Here is a 19,103-nt window from a genome sequence, read left to right on the forward strand (position 1 = left end):
CCGCTCTCGGCCCGGTGAAGGCCAGAAAGATGAAGGGTGCCCTTGACGGGGCCACGCGACTTGACAAAGCGGGTGGCTTGCCCTGTTAGCGCGCCCATAGCGCTATACACGCAAATAGGACAAGAATTTAGATGCACGCCTACCGTACCCACAATTGTGCCCAGCTTTCCGCTGACAACGTCGGTGAAACCGTCCGACTGTCCGGCTGGGTCCACCGCAAGCGCGACTTTGGCGGCGTTTTGTTCGTCGATTTGCGCGATCACTTTGGCATCACACAGATTGTGGCTGACGAAGATTCGCCAGCGCTTGCTGTACTCGACAAGCTCCGCGCGGAATCGGTGGTGACCATCGATGGCGAGGTAAAGGCCCGCAGCGCCGACACTGTGAACCCCAAGCTTGAAACTGGCGAGATCGAAGTGTTTGCGCGCGCAATCACCGTACAATCTGCGGCTGAAGAATTGCCTTTGCCGGTCGCGGACGAGCTGGATTATCCAGAGCACATTCGCCTGAAATATCGCTTCCTCGACCTGCGGCGTGAGACCATGCACCGCAACATCATGCTGCGAAGCCAGGTTATCACTTCGCTGCGCAAGCGGATGACGGACCAGGGCTTTACCGAGTTTCAAACGCCGATCCTGACCGCGTCATCCCCCGAAGGCGCGCGCGACTTCCTTGTGCCAAGCCGTATGCACCCGGGCAATTTCTACGCGCTTCCCCAAGCGCCGCAGATGTTCAAGCAGATGCTGATGGTGTCAGGCTTCGACCGTTATTTCCAGATCGCACCATGTTTCCGCGACGAAGACCTTCGCGCTGATCGCAGTCTTGAGTTCTATCAGCTCGACTTCGAAATGAGCTTTGTGACACAGGAAGATGTGTTTCAAGCGCTTGAGCCTGTGCTCGCGGGTACTTTCGAGGAATTCTCTGGCGGCAAGACTGTCACCAAATCAGGCGATTTCCCGCGCATTCCCTACGCCGAAGCGATCATGAAATACGGCACTGACAAGCCCGACCTTCGCAACCCGCTGATCATTTCCGATGTCACCAGCCACTTTGAAAAATCGGGCTTTGGCCTGTTTGAAAAGATCGTTGGCGGCGGCGGCGTTGTTCGCGTGGTTCCTGCCCCGAATACAGCCGGTAAGAGCCGCAAGTTCTTCGATGACATGAACAATTGGGCCCGCAGCGAAGGGTTTGCTGGCCTTGGCTATGTCACGCGCAAAGGCGGCGAATTTGGCGGACCCATCGCCAAAAACCATGGGCCAGAGCGCATGGAAGAGCTTTATAACGAGCTTGGTCTTGGTCCGGATGATGGCCTGTTCTTTGCGGCTGGCAAGGAAAAGGACGCAGCCAAACTCGCAGGCGCTGCGCGCACACAAGTGGGCGAGCAATTGGAGTTGATCGAGCAAGACTGCTTCAAATTCTGCTGGATCGTCGACTTCCCGATGTTCGAATATGACGAAGAGGCGAAGAAAATCGACTTCAGCCACAACCCCTTCTCCATGCCGCAAGGCGAGATGGAAGCGCTGGAGACGATGGACCCGCTCGACATCAAGGCGTGGCAGTATGACATCGTCTGCAACGGCTATGAGCTTAGCTCAGGCGCGATCCGGAACCACCGACCGGACATCATGTACAAAGCGTTTGAGCTTGCCGGGTATGACAATGCCACCGTCGACAAAGAGTTCGGCGGCATGATCGAAGCGTTTAAGCTTGGCGCACCTCCGCACGGTGGCTCGGCTCCGGGCATCGACCGCATCGTCATGCTTCTGGCCGGCGAAGAGGCGATCCGTGAGGTTATCGCTTTCCCGATGAACCAGAAGGGCGAGGATTTGATGATGGGCGCACCTTCCAAAGCGACACCAGCGCAGCTGCGCGAGCTTAGCGTCCGGGTGATCGAGCAGCCCAAGAAGGAAAGCTGAGCCTTAGCCGCTAACCCTCAAGAGAGACATAAAACGCCCGCCCCTTTTCGAAAATAGAGGCGGGCGTTGCTGTGTCTGGGTCGCTGTCCAGCAGAGTGTGGCAGAGTGCCCGATCGCATCGTTACCCCATTCACTTGGGGTAGATTGCCGTCCCTTCAGACCAATTGCGCAAAGGTCAGGGGGCAATAATGCGCGTATTCAAAGATGTCTTGATGCTTTTCGCGGCTTTGGCATCTGGCATTGGTGCAACGTCAATCGCGCACGCGGAAGCCATCACTGTCGAGGGTGTCTATGCAGCTCGTGCTGACCTGCCGCCTGATATTGAACTGGTTCTGGTCGACCGGTTCCAAGGTGATCTGGGACAGGATTTGGAGTTTGCCCTTACCGATGTTTTGGGCGGCGTCATCATTCGCGGTGAGCCCTATTTTGACCTCATCACGCCCAATGTTCTGCAAACCGCAGAAGTCACGGTCGATGGCAACGATGGGACTGTGACCACGCGCCCGCTGATGCCGGATGCCGAACTGCGCGGGAGCATGCACAGCGAGGTGATCGAGCGCGAGATGGAACCAAGGTATGAGCGCGAATGCATCAGGCGCGACGAAGACGAGAAATGCGTTGATTGGCGCGAGATTGAAATTGAGTGCCGCGAATTAGGGTCAGGACGCACTAAACCCACCTTCGAGGTTTGAAGCAAAATGGCCTTGTGCAAGGAGTAAAGGTGCAGGAATACCGGCGGTCTCTTGGAAAGGCAAAAAGCCTTCCCGGCGCGCGCTTTCGCCCGATATGTTCGTCATTCCGGCGCCTCGAAGGTGGGTTTAGTGCGTCCTGACCCTAAGCGTCCGGGTTGACCCGCGCCTGCTGCTTACAGCGGCAACCGGGGAAAAGCTTTACTCGTACAGCGAACCGCGCGCCTCAGCGCAGCGCTTTTGCGCAGATGACAGCCATGTGCCCTCCAGCCTTGATATGGTGAATGGTCTGGTGAATTCGCTTGCAGATGAAATTCGCCGTGATCTCGCCCCGGTTCAATCGCGCCGCGATATTCGGGTGATGGAACGGCGCAAGGACCTTCGCAAAGAAGACCGGCGCGCTTTTCGCGATGCTGTGAAAGCAACTGATGAAAATGTGACTGCGGCCTGTGACGGGTTCGATGCGCTAGAGACGACCAACCCGGCGCACGTCTCGGTGCTGTTCAATATTGGCCTTTGCCGCGAAAGCGCAGGCGATCTTGAGGGCGCGCTTGATTACTATGCGCGCGCACTGGAAGTCGATCCGGGCCGTGATTATCCGACCGATGGCCTTCGCCGGGTGCGCAGCCGGATGCGAGCCGAGCAGGATTTGGCCAAGCGGACTGCGCTTTAACCGCCTTCCAGACCGGACAAGAACGCATCCACATTGCTGCCCAACGCCTCGATATTATAGCCGCCTTCCATGACGGTCACACATGGCAGGGCAAGGGTCGAAATACGCTGACCCATCGTGTGCATGTCCTGCGTGGTGAGCTTCAAAAAGGAAATCGGGTCTGCCTCAAATGTGTCAGCGCCGTAGCTGATCACCAGGAATTTTGCGCCGAACTGGCTGATCGCGTTCAACGCCTTGTCCAAAGCCGGTTCGTATCCGGCCCACGTGGTGCCGCGGGCCAGTGGTTGATTGAAGGTCGCGCCTTCGCCTTCGCCTTGCCCAGTTTCATCCGCGTGCCCCCAGAAATAGGGGTAATCCATCGCTGGGTCCGCATGAATTGAGGCGAACAAGACATCGCCGCGTTCATAGAAAATGTCCTGCGTGCCGTTCCCGTGGTGATAATCCACATCAAGCACGGCAACAGGGCCAAGCCCGCTGTCCACGGCGCGCTGTGCGACGATGGCTGCGTTGTTGAGGAAGCAATATCCGCCGAAGTAGTCTTTGCCCGAATGGTGCCCCGGTGGGCGGCACAGCGCAAAGCCGCAATGGCCTCCGCCCGCAACCGCATCAAACGCGCTAAGCGCAGTCTGCGCCCCCCAATAGGCGGCGTCCCACGTTCCGCTGGCGATAGGGGTTGCTGCATCAAACCCATATTGGCCAAGCCTTCCATCGATGCGCGAAAGATCAAGCTTGCGCCGGCCAACAACCGGGAAGGCATATCCGATTGCATCGCCGCTGCGGCCCGCTTTTAGCCAGTCGCGGTGGGCGCTTTGCAAGAAGGCGACGTAATCTGCGTCATGCACCGCAAGGATGGGGCCCAGCCCGTGGTCGATCGGGGCCTCGCATTGACCCAGCGCCGCCAGCATTGAGCTAACGCGCGCGGGGCTTTCAGCAAAATCCATCCATTCGCCATTGTTAAGCTCGCGCAAGGGAGCGTGACCGGTTTGATGCGGGGAAAAGAAGCGTTTCATGAGGGCGTTAGTAACAAGTATGATACCCTTTGCGAAAGGGAGATTATGACGCTCAACCGCCGATCTTTTGTCGCAGCATTGCTGGCCGCAGTTTTTGCGACGCCAGCGGTGATGGGGTGCTCTGATGTCACGCCGTCCGGCCCGCCCAAAACGAAGGTTTATGTGATGGGGGTGATCCATTCGAATCACCTGGCGAGTGAGACTTACTCGCTTGACGTGTTGGAAAATGCGATCCGCAGAGCGGCGCCTGATGTCATTTTAACAGAGATCCCCCCGGACCGAATTGAACAGGCCATCACCAGCTTTGAGGAAACGGGCAAAGTGGACGAGCCACGAACGCAGGTTTTCCCCGAATACACCGATGTCGTCTTCCCCCTGAGCCGGGAAATGGGCTTTCGCATCCTTGGGACCGCAGGTTGGACGCAGGAGATTGCAACCAATCGCGCGCGGGCACTGCGGCGTATTCAGAACGATCCTGCCCGCTTGGCCCAATGGGAAGAGCACCGCGCCGCCACTCGCACGTTTTCGAGGGATTTAGCAGGGCGAGGCGATGATCCGCGCTACATTCATACGCCCCAATTTGATGTGCTCGCAAAGGCGTCACGCGGGCCATATGAGCGGTATTTTGACGCAGATCTTGGCGCGGGTGGATGGACCCGGATAAACCGCGCTCACACCGATTTAATCAACAAAGCGCTCGACGATGTGAGCGGGCAGGGGATGACGGCCCTCATCACCTTTGGAACGGCGCACAAGTACAAGATTCTTGAGAGTTTGGGGGGGCGCGATGACATCGAGCTGCTCGACACGCGCGGTTTGTTCAACTGATTTCCCAACAGAGGCGTGCATCTTGACTTGCGCTCAATGAAACCGACCTATAGGGCGATTCAAGATTTTCAAACCCCAATACAAGAGGGATCAAAATGAGCGATACTGCAACCCGCGTGCAGAAAATTGTCGTCGAGCATCTCGGCGTCGAAAGTGACAAAGTTACTCAGGAAGCAAGCTTCATTGATGATCTGGGCGCTGACAGCCTTGATATCGTTGAGCTGGTAATGGCTTTCGAAGAAGAGTTTGGCGTCGAAATCCCCGATGATGCGGCTGAAAAGATCGCAACCGTTGGCGATGCGACCAAATTCATCGAAGAAACACAAGGTTAAGTCCGCAAGGGGGCCAGGCCCCCGGGCTAACGCCTTCAGATCGCCCGTTTTGATGGACGACTGACCGACAGGCCCGGGCCCTCTCGTAGGGCTGTCGGGCCTGTAGTGTATTGGGATCAAACATGTATCTGTTCCCGTAATCGGGACTATGGAGTGTTGAATGCGCCGTGTTGTTGTCACTGGACTGGGTCTTGTCACACCGCTTGGCGGGGATGTTGAGACCTCGTGGAAGAACCTTATCGCTGGCGAAAGCGGGGCGGGGCCTATTACAAGGTTCGAGCCCGAGGGTCAGAAATGCACCATCGCCTGCGAAGTAAAGGGCAAGGATCACCCCTGGGGCTTTGATCCGGACAAACGCGTTGATGGCAAAATCCAACGGCAGGTTGATCCCTTCATCGTTTACGGCATTGACGCAGCAGGCCAAGCGCTCGAAGATGCAGGCCTTCTTGATCTTTCTGACGAAGAGAAGGAACGCGTTGGCTGCTCCATCGGCGCTGGTATTGGCGGCCTTCCGGGGATTGAGAAAGAATCGATCAATCTGCATGAGCGTGGCCCCGGCCGCGTGTCCCCACACTTTGTGCACGGTCGCCTGATCAATCTGGTGACGGGTCAGGTTCAGATCAAATATGGCTTCATGGGGCCAAACCATGCCGTTGTGACCGCGTGTTCAACAGGCGCGCACTCCATCGGTGATGCCGCGCGCATGATCGCAATGGATGATGCCGACATCATGGTTGCAGGCGGGGCCGAGAGCACGATCAACCCGCTTGGCATTGCTGGCTTTGCACAAGCACGCGCACTCAACACCAGTTTTAACGACCGCCCAACCGAGGCAAGCCGTCCATACGACAAGGACCGCGAAGGCTTCGTCATGGGCGAGGGCGCGGGCGTTGTGATTCTCGAAGAATACGAACACGCCAAAGCGCGCGGCGCGAAAATCTATGCCGAAGTGACCGGCTATGGGCTGTCGGGCGATGCCTATCACGTGACCGCTCCCCACCCAGAGGGCAAGGGCGCAGAGCTTGCGATGCGTATGGCATTGAAGAAGGCAGGTCTTGGTCCGGGCGATATCGACTATGTGAACGCGCATGGCACATCGACCATGGCCGACACGATTGAGCTTGCTGCGGTAAAGCGCGTCCTTGGCGAAGGTCTTGGCGGCGCTTCGATGAGCTCGACCAAAAGCGCGATTGGCCACCTTCTGGGCGGTGCTGGCGCGGTGGAAGCGGTGTTCTGCATATTGGCCATGCGCGACCAGATCGTGCCGCCAACGCTCAACCTGCATAACCCTGATGAAGGCACCGAGGGCATCGACCTTGTGCCGCACAAAGCGAAGAAACGCGAAGTGAAGGCTGTGCTCAACAACAGCTTTGGCTTTGGCGGGACAAATGCCTCGATCATCATGCAGAAGGTGGATTGAGGTGACGAAGAAGCTCGGCCTTATCGTCGGGCTGGGCCTTGCGGTGTTTGCCGCAGGCGTGCTGCTGCTGGGCGTGACATTGTTGGGGCAGGCAAAGGTTGAGGCAGAAACGCCTTTCCTTATCCCTGCTGGCTCGTCTCTCACCTCTGTCGCGCAAAACCTGGAGGAAGCCGGGCACATTACCTCAGCGGACGGTTTCCTGCTCTCAGCGCGCATTTTCGGGTCTTCTGATCCCATTCAGGCGGGCGAGTTTGAACTTACACCCGGCATGAGCCAGCGCGACATCTTGAAGATGTTCCAATCGGGCGATGTCATCCGCCGCTTTGTAACGATCCCCGAAGGCATGCCGAGCATTCTCGTATGGGAACGGCTGATGGCCGAAGAATTGCTGACGGGCCAAGTGGATGTGCCGCTCGAAGGCTCGATCCTTCCTGACACTTATGCCTACGAGCGCGGCCAGTCGCGCGCGAGCCTGATCGAACAGATGCAAAGCGCGATGGACCTCTATCTGGCCGAAGCGTGGGCGAAGCGCGGCGAGAATATCGCTGTCGGCACCATGCGCGAGGCTTTGATCCTTGCAAGCGTGGTTGAAAAAGAAGTCGGGACCCCTGCGGAACGGAGTACTGTGGCGGGGCTGTATTCCAACCGCGTGCGTACCGGCATGATGCTTCAAGCAGACCCTACGATCATCTACCCCATCACCAAGGGAAAGCCTTTGGGCCGCCGCATTCGCCAGTCTGAAATCTCTGCGGTCAACGGCTACAACACCTACACCCGCGTCGGGCTTCCCGTGGCGCCGATCACCAATCCGGGGCGCGAGACGATTGCAGCAGTGATGAACCCGGAAGACCACGATTACCTGTTCATGGTCGCCGATGGCACCGGGGGGCATGAGTTCAACGAAACACTCGATGGGCACAATGAAGCCGTGGGTCGCTGGTTTGATCTTCGCAGGCAGCGCGGCGAAATGGACTGACGCGCCGTGGGCCGTCCCTTCATCGTGACTGCGGCCCTACCGCCTAAGATCCACGGTTGGGCGGATGCTCTGCGCCGCGAGCATTACCCGCAAGAGCGCAATCACCTTCATGCGCATGTCACCATGTTCCACTCCTTTGCGCCATCGCTCTACGATGAGCTCAAGGATTTCCTGCCCATCGTAACGCGCGAATTTGCCGCCCCTGAAGCTTACATCACCGGCATCATGGACTTGGGGAAGGGCACGGCAATCGCGCTCCAGAGCGAGCCATTGTTGACCTTGCGTGGCCTGATCGCAGAGCACTTTCACGGCAGTCTGACCGCGCAAGACCTCTATGAGCCGCGTCCCCACATCACGATCCAGAACAAGGTGACCAAATCCGAGGCCCGCGCGCTTCAGGCAAGCCTTGTACCGACAATCGAACATCGCCGCTTTTCATTTCCCGCATTGGAGCTTCACCTTTATCAAGACGGCCCATGGGAACACATCAAAACATGCACCTTTCGCGGGAAAGAGCGTTTGTAGTATAGGCCTTTGTGCAACGAGCCTTGTAAGACGGGCAAAGGGGGAAACGTCATGGATTTAACCGCGATATTTGGCTGGATGACAGCAGCGATGCTGATCGCGGCTGTGATGGTTCATCAGGTGCGCTCTATCCGCATGTTCCTTTTGGCAGCGGGCGTGTTTGCCGCGGCGCATTTCGTGTTCACTGACAGTCTGGGTGCAGAATTCTACGTCGCTATGGTGTTCGCTCTCCTTAATGCTGCGCGCCTCTATCAATTGTGGGACCGGGCAAGATCCGGAAATATGACCAAAGAAGAGCGCGAGTTGTTCGATCACGTGATGAAGATCGAAGACCCTGCCAAACAAAACCGCCTGCGCGATCTTATGCAATGGCACGATGTCGAGGTGGGCGATGTGTTGATCGAGCAGCACCAGATTGACCCGCCGCTTATCTACATCGCCACGGGCCGCGCTTCGATCAAGCGCGATGGGCAATTGGTCAATGAATGCGGCGCAGGCGAATTTGTCGGCGAGATCAGCCATATTTCAGGCGAGGGCGCGAGCGCGACCGTAACGGTGGTTCTGCCCATGCGCATGGCTCAACTCGACCGCGATGCGCTGGCACAGCTCTCCCAAAGCCTGCCCGAAATCGGCCGGGCGGTGGACAGCGCTTTCAACCGCAGTCTGGCGGTTAAAGTGGTGCGAATGAACGAAGCAATCGAAGAAGCGCAAAACTGAGGTCGACCCCAAAACTTTGGTTGACCATTGCAGGTCCGCGCCCTAAATCGCGCGCTCGCTTGAGGCGTGAAGCCTCGCGATTCCCGCTGGCTTTCAATCCAATGGGAACCCTTTTGGGGCGGAGTAGCTCAGGTGGTTAGAGCAGCGGAATCATAATCCGCGTGTCGGGGGTTCAAGTCCCTCCTCCGCTACCAATCCCGAATCCGCATGGGTTCGTGGTCCTTCGGAAAAGTCCAAAAAAGTAAACCGAATCAGTAGCCTATTGCTAGGTTCTGTCCGCATGTGTTCGCTTGCATTCGCTTGTAGTCGGATTTGGTGTGGGGGTATTTTGGGGGTACTTTTGCGGGGTTAGCAAATGGAGCGATACCCCCAATGGCTTTGAAGGAACTTCAGATCAAGAATGCCCGGGCAAAAGACCGTCCTTACAAGCTCGCGGATGGGGAGGGGCTTTTCCTCTTCGTCAAACCGAACGGATCGAAACTTTGGCGTTTGAAGTATCGATTCATGGGAAAGGAAAAGTTGCTTTCTTTCGGTGCTTATCCTGACATCGGAATTTCTGCGGCGAGAGAACTGCGTGCGATTGCGAAAGGTGCGCTGGCTAAGGGCGAAGACCCGATGGTCGTTAGACCGGGACAGGACTCCCGTGATGGCGAGACACTCAGGAGTGCAGCTACGCTATGGCACCGGAACCGCGAATCCAGCCTTGATCCTGCCCATGCGAAACGCGTTTGGTCCCGATTGGAACGCGATGTCTTTCCCTCACTGGGGGATATGCTGCTGCAGGACGTATCTCCTCCGGATGTGTTGAAGGTCATCAGAAAGATCGAAGATCGTGGGGCACTCGATATAAGTCGACGCGCAAAGCAGAGTATTGGCCAGATTTATCAGTTCGCAATCGCGAGCGGAATCTGTAGCAGTGATCCGACCGCCCATCTTCGTGGGGCTCTGAAGCCGCGACCGAGAGTTAAACACATGGCGAAGCTGCCTCTCGCACAGCTCCCTGAACTTGTCTCAAAAATTGATCACTATTCCGAGGAGGGGCAGCGCCGGTCTGAGATAACAAGAGCTGCTCTGATGTTCGTGTTGCTCACTTGGGTCAGGACCAAGGAGCTTCGTTTGGCCAAAAAGGATGAATTTGAAGGTCTGGGCGGAAGATCGCCGGTCTGGCGAATTGGTGCCGATCGGATGAAGATGGGCCGCGAACATCTCGTTCCATTGTCGAGGCAAGCCGCAAAAATTGCTTCAGAACTGATTGCATTCACTGATTCTGAGTTTGTTTTTCCAGGAACAAAGCCCAATCAACCCCTTTCAGAAAACACCATGATCTATGCTCTCTATCGCCTCGGCTTTCACTCGAGGCAGACCGTCCATGGGTTCAGAGGACTGGCTAGTACCTGGGCAAACGAGCAAATGGTCCAAACGGGTAAGCCTGCCGTTTGGACGCGCCGATACCATGCGGATTGGGTCGAACTGCAACTAGCGCATAGCGAAGAAAACGAAGTGCGCGGGGCCTACAATGCAGCTGAGTATCTCGCGCCTCGCCGATCCATGCTTCAAGACTGGGCGGACTTTCTTCTCCGAGAGAGATGTTCCGTAGCCTCCGAGAAAAGTCGAAGTGTAGAACAATTGACGCTTCGGTAACTTGAGCTTGCGAGTTTGAGTCGGGGACTGACAATCTTACGTCGTACGACCTGCGCTGTTTCATCGGCTCCAACTTATTTTCGAATGGCTGATCGCGACTGGCAAAGAAGTTGATAAATCCAAGTTCTTGTGTGGCACGGACACCCAATGGGGTCGAGCTGAGGCTTCTCACAAACAAAAATGTCTTTAAAACAATAGTTTGGGATAATTTCGGCTTACGCCTACGAGCTGCAGCGGGCTACAGAATCCTAATCCCCAAACAAATTTTGTGACTAATCAATCGGTTAGCGCAGAGCCCGACTGCCGGATGAAAATCGCTTCCAATCAAGATTTGTGACGGTATATTGGTAACGCGATATCCAAACCATGCACAACTATGGGAGTTATGTATGGTTGCCAGATTAGAAAGTGTCGGGGTTACCTCAGACCCGCAGACCGTCGATAAGTTTGGCGAGCTCGTTAACGCTCGCGGAGTTTCTCGCTCCGAAGTAATCCCGATTGCCTTGGATACCGGAGTACCGCTGCTCAAACTTATTATGGCGCCTAACGCCGAGCGCGCCCTTGCCATCCTTAAGCATACGCAGCCTGCGCTTTCGCTTCCTGTCGAGCGGCCATGTCCTAAGGACTTCAACGAACTTATAGATCAGGCCTTGTCCAACGTGCGTGAATGTCATGCATGATCACAATTTTAGTAGCAGTTCTTCAGACAACCCTGAACGCGTCAGACCGCCCCGGCTTATTCGGTTACCTGAGGTGATGGATCGAGTTGGTCTTCGGCGAACCGCGGTGTACGAGCGCGTTAAAGAAGGTGAGTTTCCCAAACCGCGATCGCTTGGTCCTAGGTGCTCAGTCTGGGTCGAGTCAGAAATAGATGAATGGGTGAACCGAGTGATCGATGATGGGCGTTCATAAGCACCGATCACGTGATGGTTGCGATAAGAAGAGCTTAGGTTTCGCTCCACAACCATTCGTGCCGGCTGCACACTGTCCACTAGTGGCCTCGCTAAAGTAAGAAAGTAGACATTCGCTTATTGGCTGGAGACGGATTGTCCGCTTAGCCAATCCCCTTAACAGCGGAGAAGCCAGGATTGAGGGGAAAAGAAGAGAGGGAAGGAAAGGGCGATGAAAGGAGAGGACTATGTATGTCGCGCTGCGCCCAACCCAGCACACCATCGACATCGTCGCGGCACTACGCGGCAAATGGCACGGCGCTTACGCGCTGTGCCATTGTCCGGCGCACGATGATCGCAAGCCCTCTCTGTCGATCCGGCAAGGCCATAAAGGAATTCTAGTCCATTGTTTCGCAGGGTGTGAGCCTCAAGATGTGCTCCGCGAGATTGCACGCCCACCTGCAGGTGGGCGTCCCAATGTGCAGACGTCGGGCACCTATGCCGCTCAATCTCGAGGCAATCCGCGCCGCCTGTGGGAGAGCGGGGTGCCCGTTTCGGGGACGCTGGGTGCCAAATATCTTACCGGACGCCATCTTCCGGTCGACCTTCCCGACATACGCTTTCATCCCCGCTGCCCGCTCGGACCCAAGCCGCGTACACGCTACCTACCAGCCCTGCTGATCGCATTGCGAGAGGGACTCGAGCTTAAGGCTGTCCAGCGCATCTTCCTTGATGCAGATACAGCGCGCTATTCGGTCAAGATGCTGCTCGGCAGGCCGGGAAGGGCGACCTGGCGGGCAGGGGGATCAGCCCGAACGCTTGCGCTCGCCGAAGGCTTCGAGGATGCCGCCGCGTTTACCAAGCTGACCCGCATCCCTTGCTGGGCCGCGCTGGGCGCAGAACGCCTGCCGCGACTACGACTTCCCGATGACCTCGATCACCTCATCCTGGCGCCCGACTACGACAGGGCGGGACGGTTTGCGGCGCGCAAAGCGAAAGCCGTTTATCGTCGGCCAGGGCTTACGATCGAGACACACTATCCGCGGCCCTTTAAAGATTGGGCGGCGATAAACGAGCGGCTCGTCGAGCGAGACTGGCCCACAACAAAGGCAAGCGGGCGCTTGTCATTCTTGTCTCATACGAGCGATTCTTAGGTTTCCGGGATCGGCGGCGGCATTCAGACTGCCTCGTTGCCGCATGAGTACCAACGCCAATGTCTGGCAGTGGGGTGGGGAGAGGAAGGTCTGCATTCGGCAGCGACTATCGAGAAGTGGCTGCTAAAATTCTATCACGATCAACCAATAACCGGCATTGTTAGTGAAGGAGCTTTTTGATATTTTTTGACAATGAGTATCCAAACCTCTCTCAAAGATCGACCCCAGCTAACCACAGAAAACCTCCTACTCCGGCGCCCGAATGAAGACGATATCGGCGCAATCATTGATGCCGTAGGAGATTGGGAGGTCGCATGCCGTTTGGCTCGTGTACCGCACCCTTATGGCGAAGAAGATGCGCGCTTCTTCTTGGAACATGTAGTTCCCAGCGAATGGACGTGGGCCATAACTCTCAAGGGGTCAGACCAGCTTATTGGTGCGGTAGGACTAACGCCAGAAGAGACCGCAGATACAGCTGAATTAGGGTACTGGTTAGCGAAGCCCTATTGGGGGAGAGGTATCGCGACCGCCGCTGCGCGCGCCGTTGTTTCTTTTGGCCTTGACCAGTTGCGCCTTCCTTTCATCAAGTCTGGTTACTTCGTAGAAAACCCAACTTCAGGCCGCGTTCTTCAGAAGCTCGGATTCGTTGAAACTGCTCGCGCAACGCGTGCTTGTCTTGCAATGGGTAGAGACGATGTACCTTCCGTCGAAATGAGATTGGAGCCAAGTGAGCAGTTATAGAGAGCGACTGATTCGAGCGCTCCGATTCGATCAATTACCGTCCGCTAATGGGTCGGAAGCTGCCACAGCGAGTCAGTCTGGATGCCGCCGCTATTCCGAGTTGTCTGGTCGTAAGGGAAAACTCGCCAGTTGCGCTCTACGAAATGGGTTTCGCGTTTCGCGTGGACGGCGCGATCGAAAACGAGAGTGCGTGCCGCTGAGACTGGCGAGTATCACGCGGACATAGCTTCGGGTTTCACGGAAAGGCGGAACCCCGCCATACTTTTCAACCCGACCCGGACCTGCGTTATACGCAGCAAGAGCGAGATCCCACGACCCAAAACGGTCGAGCTGCTCGCGCAGATATCGCGCCCCTCCGCGAAGGTTTTCTAGCGGATCCCATGGATCGGAAACATTGAGATATCGCGCTGTTCCGGGCATCAGCTGCGCCATACCCATAGCACCGGCGTGGCTTTTGGCGAATGGCCGATAGCGGCTTTCCTGCGACACCAGTGCGTCGAATAAGCGAACCGGCACGGCCGCCTCGCATGCGGCTGTAAGAATGTGATCGAAGAATAGGCGGCGACGTGCTTGCGCTTCTGCAGAGATATCGAGCCGCGGGAAGTAGCCATGCGTCAGACAATCAGGATCGGCGGCATGCGCCGGTTGGGCCGGTCTCCTCGTCTCGAATACTGATCGTTCTCCTCGCATCCAAGCTGGAACATAGGGGCGAACAGATGGCGTGCCTAAGTCGATGGATGTGTTCTCGAATGGATTACTGGAAGATGGAGGTTGAGCGTCCGAGATCGTCGGACTTTCAATAGGCCCAGGCTCGGGCTCTCGTCCGGGAATCAGCAAACGGAAAGATACAGGCTCTCGCAGCGTAAACTGCTCAAGACTTGCTTCCTGCGCCGCCGCCACCTGACTGGAGAGAGCAACCAGCGCGGTCAAAATCAATTTTTTCATTACCACACCTTTCGGCGTGGTTTGAGCATCGCATCGTTATGCTAGCCAAGCGAGCATGCGCGAACAAGCACTGTTTTGCACTGCTCACGCTTAGTCGCCAGACGTTCCCTCTGCATATGCCCTCTCCTGCGGCTGCCCGAACGTACCTGACCTCCTGAAAAGAGAAGGGGGAGGGGGTGCTGTGTCTAATCCCAGGAGCAGCGCCATGAACGATCTCTTCACGCCCATTCGCATCAGCCTTGAAGACGCAATCCACGCTATCGCCAAACGCATCGCCACGTGTACGCTCGACAAGCCTGCATTGTTTGAAACGATGCGGGCGCTCAATGGCGGCGATGCCGCCGATGGCAAATGGTCCCAGCGTGACGCCTATGACCTTATAGAAGCGGGGTTGGTGCGGCACCTGATGGACAGTCCGGCACTGCGCACACGCGATGACATTGCGCGCATCTCCGAACTAGCAGAGGCGCTTCCGACCCAGACCGTGCGCAGCGAAGACCAGATCCGTTGGCAGCAATTCTCAACGCCAGCTGATCTGGCGGCGCTGATGGTAAATCTCGCGCAGCCGCGCGCCGAGGATGTGGTGCTTGAGCCCAGCGCAGGTCACGGGATGCTCGCTGCCATGTTGCCGCCGGTCGCCGCACTGCACCTTAACGAGATCGATCCCAAGCGCCGCGCCAAGCTCGCCGCGCTGTTTCCGCAGGCCGACCTCACCGATTTCGACGGCGCCATGCTGACCTCGTTACTTCCCTCAAAGATCAAACCCAGCCTCATCCTGATGAACCCTCCGTTCGCGCGCTCCAAGGGTAGAGGCGTTGATCCGCATGCAGCCGTGCGCCATCTGCGCTCCGGAATTGCAAAAGCTAGGCCCGGAGCAAGGATCGTCGCCATCATGCCCGATGGGTTCATCACGTCAGCCAAGATGATGCCGATCTATCAGCAGACTTTGGCAGGCTGTACGGTGGTTACCTCTTGTCGCCTTGCTTCCTGTTATCGCAAGCAAGGCACGAGCGTGGCGGTGCGGCTCTATGTTATCGATAAGCGCCCCGGCACTATCAAGCCATCGGTGATTTGCCGCAATACGGTCGCCGAGCTCTGCGAGGCGGTGGCGATCACTCCGCGTGCCAGTTTAGAGGCAGCAGATCCTACACGGGTCGTTCCTCCGCACAATCCAAGCGGTTCGCTGTTCAAAGCGGTCCGCTCTGCCAAGCAGAGTACCTCAGAGCGAGTTAGGCAGAAGCCAGCCGCCAAATCTTCTGCTGTCGCACCGCTCGACTACAAGACGCTGCAGACACCGCGCCCCTTGGGCAAGCAGGCTGGCGTCTATCTGCCATACCGCCCGAGCCGGATCGATATTGCTGGTTCAGGCGAGCATCCCACACCCTTGGTGGAATCGGTCGCGATGGGTTCCATCCCCGCGCCCGTGCCCGATTACGTCCCGAATCTGCCCAAGCGGCTTGTCGAGGAGGAAGCGCTCTCCGAAGCGCAGCTTGAAACGGTGATTTATGCCGGGAGCGCGTGGCAGCAATTCTTGCCCGGTCGCTTCAAGCCTTCGGAAGAGGGCGTCGGTCTCACGCTCGCCCCCGATGGCGAGGCTTACCGCAAGGGATACTTTCTTGGCGATGGGACCGGGGCGGGGAAGGGCAGGCAGATCGCAGGCTGCATTCTCGATTCTTGGCTCGCCGGGTGTCGCCGTGCGGTCTGGGTCTCGAAAAACGAGAGCCTGCTTGAGGATGCCCGCCGCGACTGGCAGGCGCTCGGTGGATTGCCCGCGGACATCCAGCCGCTCTCGAACTGGAAGATCGATCAACCTGTACCGTTCAGGGAGGGTATCCTGTTCGTCACCTATCCCACGCTTCGCAGCCAAAGGCAGGACGCTACCCGCCTTGATCAGCTGTTCGCCTGGGCGGGGGAAGATTTCGATGGCGTGATAGCCTTCGATGAAAGCCATGAAATGGGCGGGGTTGCGGGCGGTGAGGGCATGCGCGGCAAGCAGGGCGGCTCGCAGCAGGGCATTGCCGGCGTGCTCCTGCAAAACCGTCTGCCCAAGGCGAGGGTCCTCTACGCTTCAGCCACTGGAGCGTCGGACGTTAACAATCTCGCCTATGCCGTGCGGCTTGGCCTGTGGGGGCCGGAAACTGGCTTTGCGTCGCGTGAGGAGTTCATCGGCCAAATCCGTGGCGGCGGGATCGCGGCCATGGAAGTGGTCTCGCGCGATCTAAAAGCTCTCGGCCTCTATCAGGCGCGCGCACTCAGCTTTGCCGGTGTTGAGTATGAGGTGCTCAAGCACGACCTGACGCCCGAACAGACACACATCTATGACGCCTATGCCCATGCCTGGGCGATCATCCATCAGAATATGGAAGCCGCGCTAGAAGCCACTGGCGTCGTCGATGATATTGCCGGCGAGACGCTCAATTCGGGCGCAAAGGCTGCGGCGCGCTCGCGGTTCGAAAGCTGCAAGCAGCGCTTCTTCAATCAGGTTCTGCTCTCGATGAAGCTTCCGAGCCTGATTGCTGCAGTCGACGCGCATTTGGCCAAGGACATGTCGGTCGTCATTCAGCTGGTCTCAACCGCCGAGAGCATTCTCGATCGCCGCCTGGATGCGCTGTCACCAGAAGAGCGCGCGCATCTCGAAATCGATCTCTCCCCTCGCGAGAACGTCATCGACTATCTTGAGCGCGCCTTTCCGACCCAGCAGATGCAGGCCTTCGTAGATGACACCGGCAAGGAGCGTTCGATGCCGATGTTCGACGAGGATGGCCGGCCGGTCCACAACCAGGTGGCGCTCGAAAGCCGTGCCAGACTCATTGAGCAGCTTTGCGCCATGCCGCCGATCAAACCAGCGCTTGACGGGCTGATCGAGCACTATGGTCCCGACCGCATCGCCGAGGTGACCGGGCGCACCAAGCGGCTTGTGCCGCAATCGGATGGTTCGCAAAGACTCGAAAGCCGCTCGAAGCGCACCAACCAGTCGGAGACCGAGCAGTTTATGGATGGCCGCAAGCGCGTCCTCATCTTCAGCGATGCGGGCGGCACCGGGCGTTCTTACCATGCTAGCCTTGATGCTCAGAACCAGCAGCGTCGGGTTCATTTCCTGCTCGAGCCAGGCTGGCGCGCCGACCGCGCTATCCAAGGGCTCGGACGCACGCACCGCACGCATCAGACTGCGACGCCGCTCTTCCGCCCGGTCACGACCGACTGCAAGGGCGAGCTGCGCTTTACCAGCACCATCGCACGGCGCCTGGACAGTCTGGGCGCTCTAACACGCGGGCAGCGCCAAACCGGCGGACAAAACCTCTTTGATCCGGCCGACAATCTCGAAAGCGAATACGCCAAGGCCGCGCTCGTGACTTGGTTCCATCTGCTCAGCAGCGGCAAGCTGGCAAGCGCGACGCTGCTTGATTTTGAAAGGCGCTCAGGACTTAAATTAACAGGCGAGGGCGGGGTGCTAGTAGATGATTTGCCTCCGATCCAGCGCTGGCTCAACCGCATTCTTGCGTTACCGATAGACATGCAGAACGCGATCTTCGATGAGTTCTTAGGATTAGTCGAAGCGCGGGTCGCCGCTGCGCGCGAGGCTGGTCGACTCGATGTCGGGGTTGAGACCGTGCAGGTTGAAAGTGCGCACGTCGAAGAAGACCGGGTGCTACGGACGGATGAGCGCACCGGTGCGACCTCGCACCTCTTGACCCTTTCGCTGACTAGCAAGGTGAAGCCCATGCCGCTGTCGCGTGTGCTGGAAAGGCGCGAATGGACTACCAATCCGCGCCTCATGCGCAACGCTAAGAGCAGGCGGGTCGCGCTCGCCGAAGACGCACGCAGTTTCATGGAGGACGACGGTACGGTGGTGCCACGCGTGTTAATTACGCGGCCAACTCGCCGGGAGTACCGACTGCTCGCCGATCTTAAAGAAAGCGCATGGGAGCCGTGCGGCGAAGGCGAGTTCAGCAAGCTTTGGGAGGCCGAGGTCAAAGATGCTGGAAGTCGGGGGCGGACCGAAACGGTTTATCTCGCTACAGGGCTTCTACTTCCAATCTGGTCTTCGCTGCCCAAAGACCGGCTTGCGGTACACAGGATTGTTGATGAGGCAGGGCAGAGCTGGCTTGGTAGGATTGTCGAAGATGCCGATGTTCCGGGATTGCTGAAGACGTTCGGAGTAGAGGCCGAGTTCAAGCTGACGCCCAATGCGATCGTCGCTGCGGTACAGCAGGGTAAGCCTATCAAAATCGAGCGACCATTCGCGATGACCATCAAGCGCTCGCTTGTGGCGAGCGAGCAGCGGATCGAGATTTGCGGCGAGATTGGCGCACAGCTTGAGTGGCTCAAAAGCCTCGGCTGCTTCACCGAGATCATTCAGTACAGGACTCGGGTGTTTGTGCCCACAAACCGCTTGTGCGAGGTTTTCGCTCTGATGCTCGCGGGACATTGAACAGTGTCAAATGCTGGGCCGTCTTCGGACAGTCCGGTTCTAGCTGTGGGAATCCAGAAAGCTGACATTCGGCAACAAACCTAAACCGGGCAAGAAGGTTCGGCAGATCGCTCAAAGCCACCCAGGCATTGTCAGGCGAGCGCCTAGCCACCACCCTATTGATCCATTTACTCAGTTCCATACTGGGCTCTGCGCTGAATATCCCTATTGCGGC

Annotated in this window: 17 protein-coding genes and 1 tRNA gene; 16 read left to right on the forward strand and 2 right to left on the reverse strand. The window is 57.6% G+C overall.

Annotation, left to right across the window (positions count from 1 at the left end; translation table 11 throughout):
* The first annotated feature begins 131 nt into the window (after window positions 1–131).
* The 3 genes from aspS to EH31_RS09355 all read left to right on the forward strand — a co-directional run bounded on the left by aspS (window position 132) and on the right by EH31_RS09355 (window position 3,278).
* Window positions 132–1,916: an aspartate--tRNA ligase gene (aspS, locus tag EH31_RS09345; protein WP_034959879.1), complete on the forward strand. Its 1,785-nt coding sequence runs from the start codon at window positions 132–134 to the stop codon at window positions 1,914–1,916.
* A gap of 188 nt (window positions 1,917–2,104) precedes the next feature.
* Complete coding sequence (locus EH31_RS09350) at window positions 2,105–2,608, forward strand: hypothetical protein (protein WP_034959880.1); 504 nt, start codon at window positions 2,105–2,107, stop codon at window positions 2,606–2,608.
* A 256-nt stretch (window positions 2,609–2,864) separates the two neighbouring features.
* Window positions 2,865–3,278 carry a hypothetical protein gene (locus EH31_RS09355; protein WP_152553523.1) on the forward strand — a complete coding sequence of 138 codons (414 nt, stop codon included), beginning with the start codon at window positions 2,865–2,867 and terminating at the stop codon, window positions 3,276–3,278.
* Here EH31_RS09355 and EH31_RS09360 read toward each other — a convergent pair.
* On the reverse strand, window positions 3,275–4,288 hold the full coding sequence (locus tag EH31_RS09360) for a histone deacetylase family protein (RefSeq protein WP_034959882.1): 1,014 nt from the start codon (window positions 4,286–4,288) through the stop codon (window positions 3,275–3,277). The two genes, EH31_RS09355 and EH31_RS09360, sit on opposite strands and share 4 nt — an antisense overlap.
* 45 nt (window positions 4,289–4,333) lie before the next feature.
* On the opposite strand from EH31_RS09360, the gene EH31_RS09365 reads away from it, so the two are divergent.
* The 12 genes from EH31_RS09365 to EH31_RS09415 all read left to right on the forward strand — a co-directional run bounded on the left by EH31_RS09365 (window position 4,334) and on the right by EH31_RS09415 (window position 13,512).
* Window positions 4,334–5,116 (forward strand): hypothetical protein, encoded by a 783-nt coding sequence (locus tag EH31_RS09365; protein WP_034959884.1) that lies wholly within the window; start codon window positions 4,334–4,336, stop codon window positions 5,114–5,116.
* A 95-nt stretch (window positions 5,117–5,211) separates the two neighbouring features.
* On the forward strand, window positions 5,212–5,448 hold the full coding sequence (locus EH31_RS09370; protein WP_034959886.1) for an acyl carrier protein: 237 nt from the start codon (window positions 5,212–5,214) through the stop codon (window positions 5,446–5,448).
* A gap of 160 nt (window positions 5,449–5,608) precedes the next feature.
* On the forward strand, window positions 5,609–6,868 hold the full coding sequence (gene fabF, locus EH31_RS09375; protein ID WP_034959887.1) for a beta-ketoacyl-ACP synthase II: 1,260 nt from the start codon (window positions 5,609–5,611) through the stop codon (window positions 6,866–6,868).
* 1 nt (window position 6,869) lies between these two features.
* Window positions 6,870–7,844 (forward strand): endolytic transglycosylase MltG, encoded by a 975-nt coding sequence (gene mltG, locus EH31_RS09380; protein WP_034959888.1) that lies wholly within the window; start codon window positions 6,870–6,872, stop codon window positions 7,842–7,844.
* A gap of 6 nt (window positions 7,845–7,850) precedes the next feature.
* On the forward strand, window positions 7,851–8,369 hold the full coding sequence (locus EH31_RS09385) for a 2'-5' RNA ligase family protein (RefSeq protein WP_034959889.1): 519 nt from the start codon (window positions 7,851–7,853) through the stop codon (window positions 8,367–8,369).
* A gap of 51 nt (window positions 8,370–8,420) precedes the next feature.
* Window positions 8,421–9,086: a Crp/Fnr family transcriptional regulator gene (locus EH31_RS09390; protein WP_034959891.1), complete on the forward strand. Its 666-nt coding sequence runs from the start codon at window positions 8,421–8,423 to the stop codon at window positions 9,084–9,086.
* A gap of 117 nt (window positions 9,087–9,203) precedes the next feature.
* Window positions 9,204–9,280, forward strand: a tRNA-Met gene (locus tag EH31_RS09395).
* A 178-nt stretch (window positions 9,281–9,458) separates the two neighbouring features.
* Window positions 9,459–10,727, forward strand: a complete 1,269-nt coding sequence (locus tag EH31_RS09400; RefSeq protein ID WP_051699105.1) for a tyrosine-type recombinase/integrase — start codon at window positions 9,459–9,461, stop codon at window positions 10,725–10,727.
* Between the two features lie 389 nt (window positions 10,728–11,116).
* Window positions 11,117–11,407 carry a hypothetical protein gene (locus EH31_RS17545; protein WP_152553524.1) on the forward strand — a complete coding sequence of 97 codons (291 nt, stop codon included), beginning with the start codon at window positions 11,117–11,119 and terminating at the stop codon, window positions 11,405–11,407.
* Window positions 11,400–11,639 carry a helix-turn-helix transcriptional regulator gene (locus tag EH31_RS17235; RefSeq protein WP_081853324.1) on the forward strand — a complete coding sequence of 80 codons (240 nt, stop codon included), beginning with the start codon at window positions 11,400–11,402 and terminating at the stop codon, window positions 11,637–11,639. The genes EH31_RS17545 and EH31_RS17235 overlap by 8 nt, the downstream gene beginning before the upstream one ends.
* Window positions 11,640–11,865: 226 nt before the next feature.
* Complete coding sequence (locus EH31_RS09410) at window positions 11,866–12,771, forward strand: DUF7146 domain-containing protein (protein ID WP_051699107.1); 906 nt, start codon at window positions 11,866–11,868, stop codon at window positions 12,769–12,771.
* Window positions 12,772–12,963: 192 nt separating this feature from the next.
* The gene (locus EH31_RS09415; protein WP_034959894.1) at window positions 12,964–13,512 is read left to right on the forward strand and encodes a GNAT family N-acetyltransferase; all 549 of its coding nucleotides are present in this window, start codon (window positions 12,964–12,966) and stop codon (window positions 13,510–13,512) included.
* Window positions 13,513–13,602: 90 nt separating this feature from the next.
* Here the strand turns inward: EH31_RS09415 and EH31_RS17240 are convergent, their stop codons facing one another.
* A complete protein-coding gene (locus EH31_RS17240) occupies window positions 13,603–14,457 on the reverse strand; it encodes a lytic transglycosylase domain-containing protein (protein ID WP_199797011.1) in 855 nt (284 codons plus the stop codon).
* Between the two features lie 205 nt (window positions 14,458–14,662).
* On the opposite strand from EH31_RS17240, the gene EH31_RS09425 reads away from it, so the two are divergent.
* Entirely contained in the window at window positions 14,663–18,889 is a 4,227-nt protein-coding gene (locus EH31_RS09425) for a strawberry notch-like NTP hydrolase domain-containing protein (protein WP_034959895.1), read from the forward strand.
* The last annotated feature ends 214 nt before the right edge of the window (window positions 18,890–19,103 follow it).

Origin of the sequence: Erythrobacter longus (assembly GCF_000715015.1) — a bacterium.
Classification (GTDB): Bacteria; Pseudomonadota; Alphaproteobacteria; order Sphingomonadales; family Sphingomonadaceae; genus Erythrobacter; species Erythrobacter longus.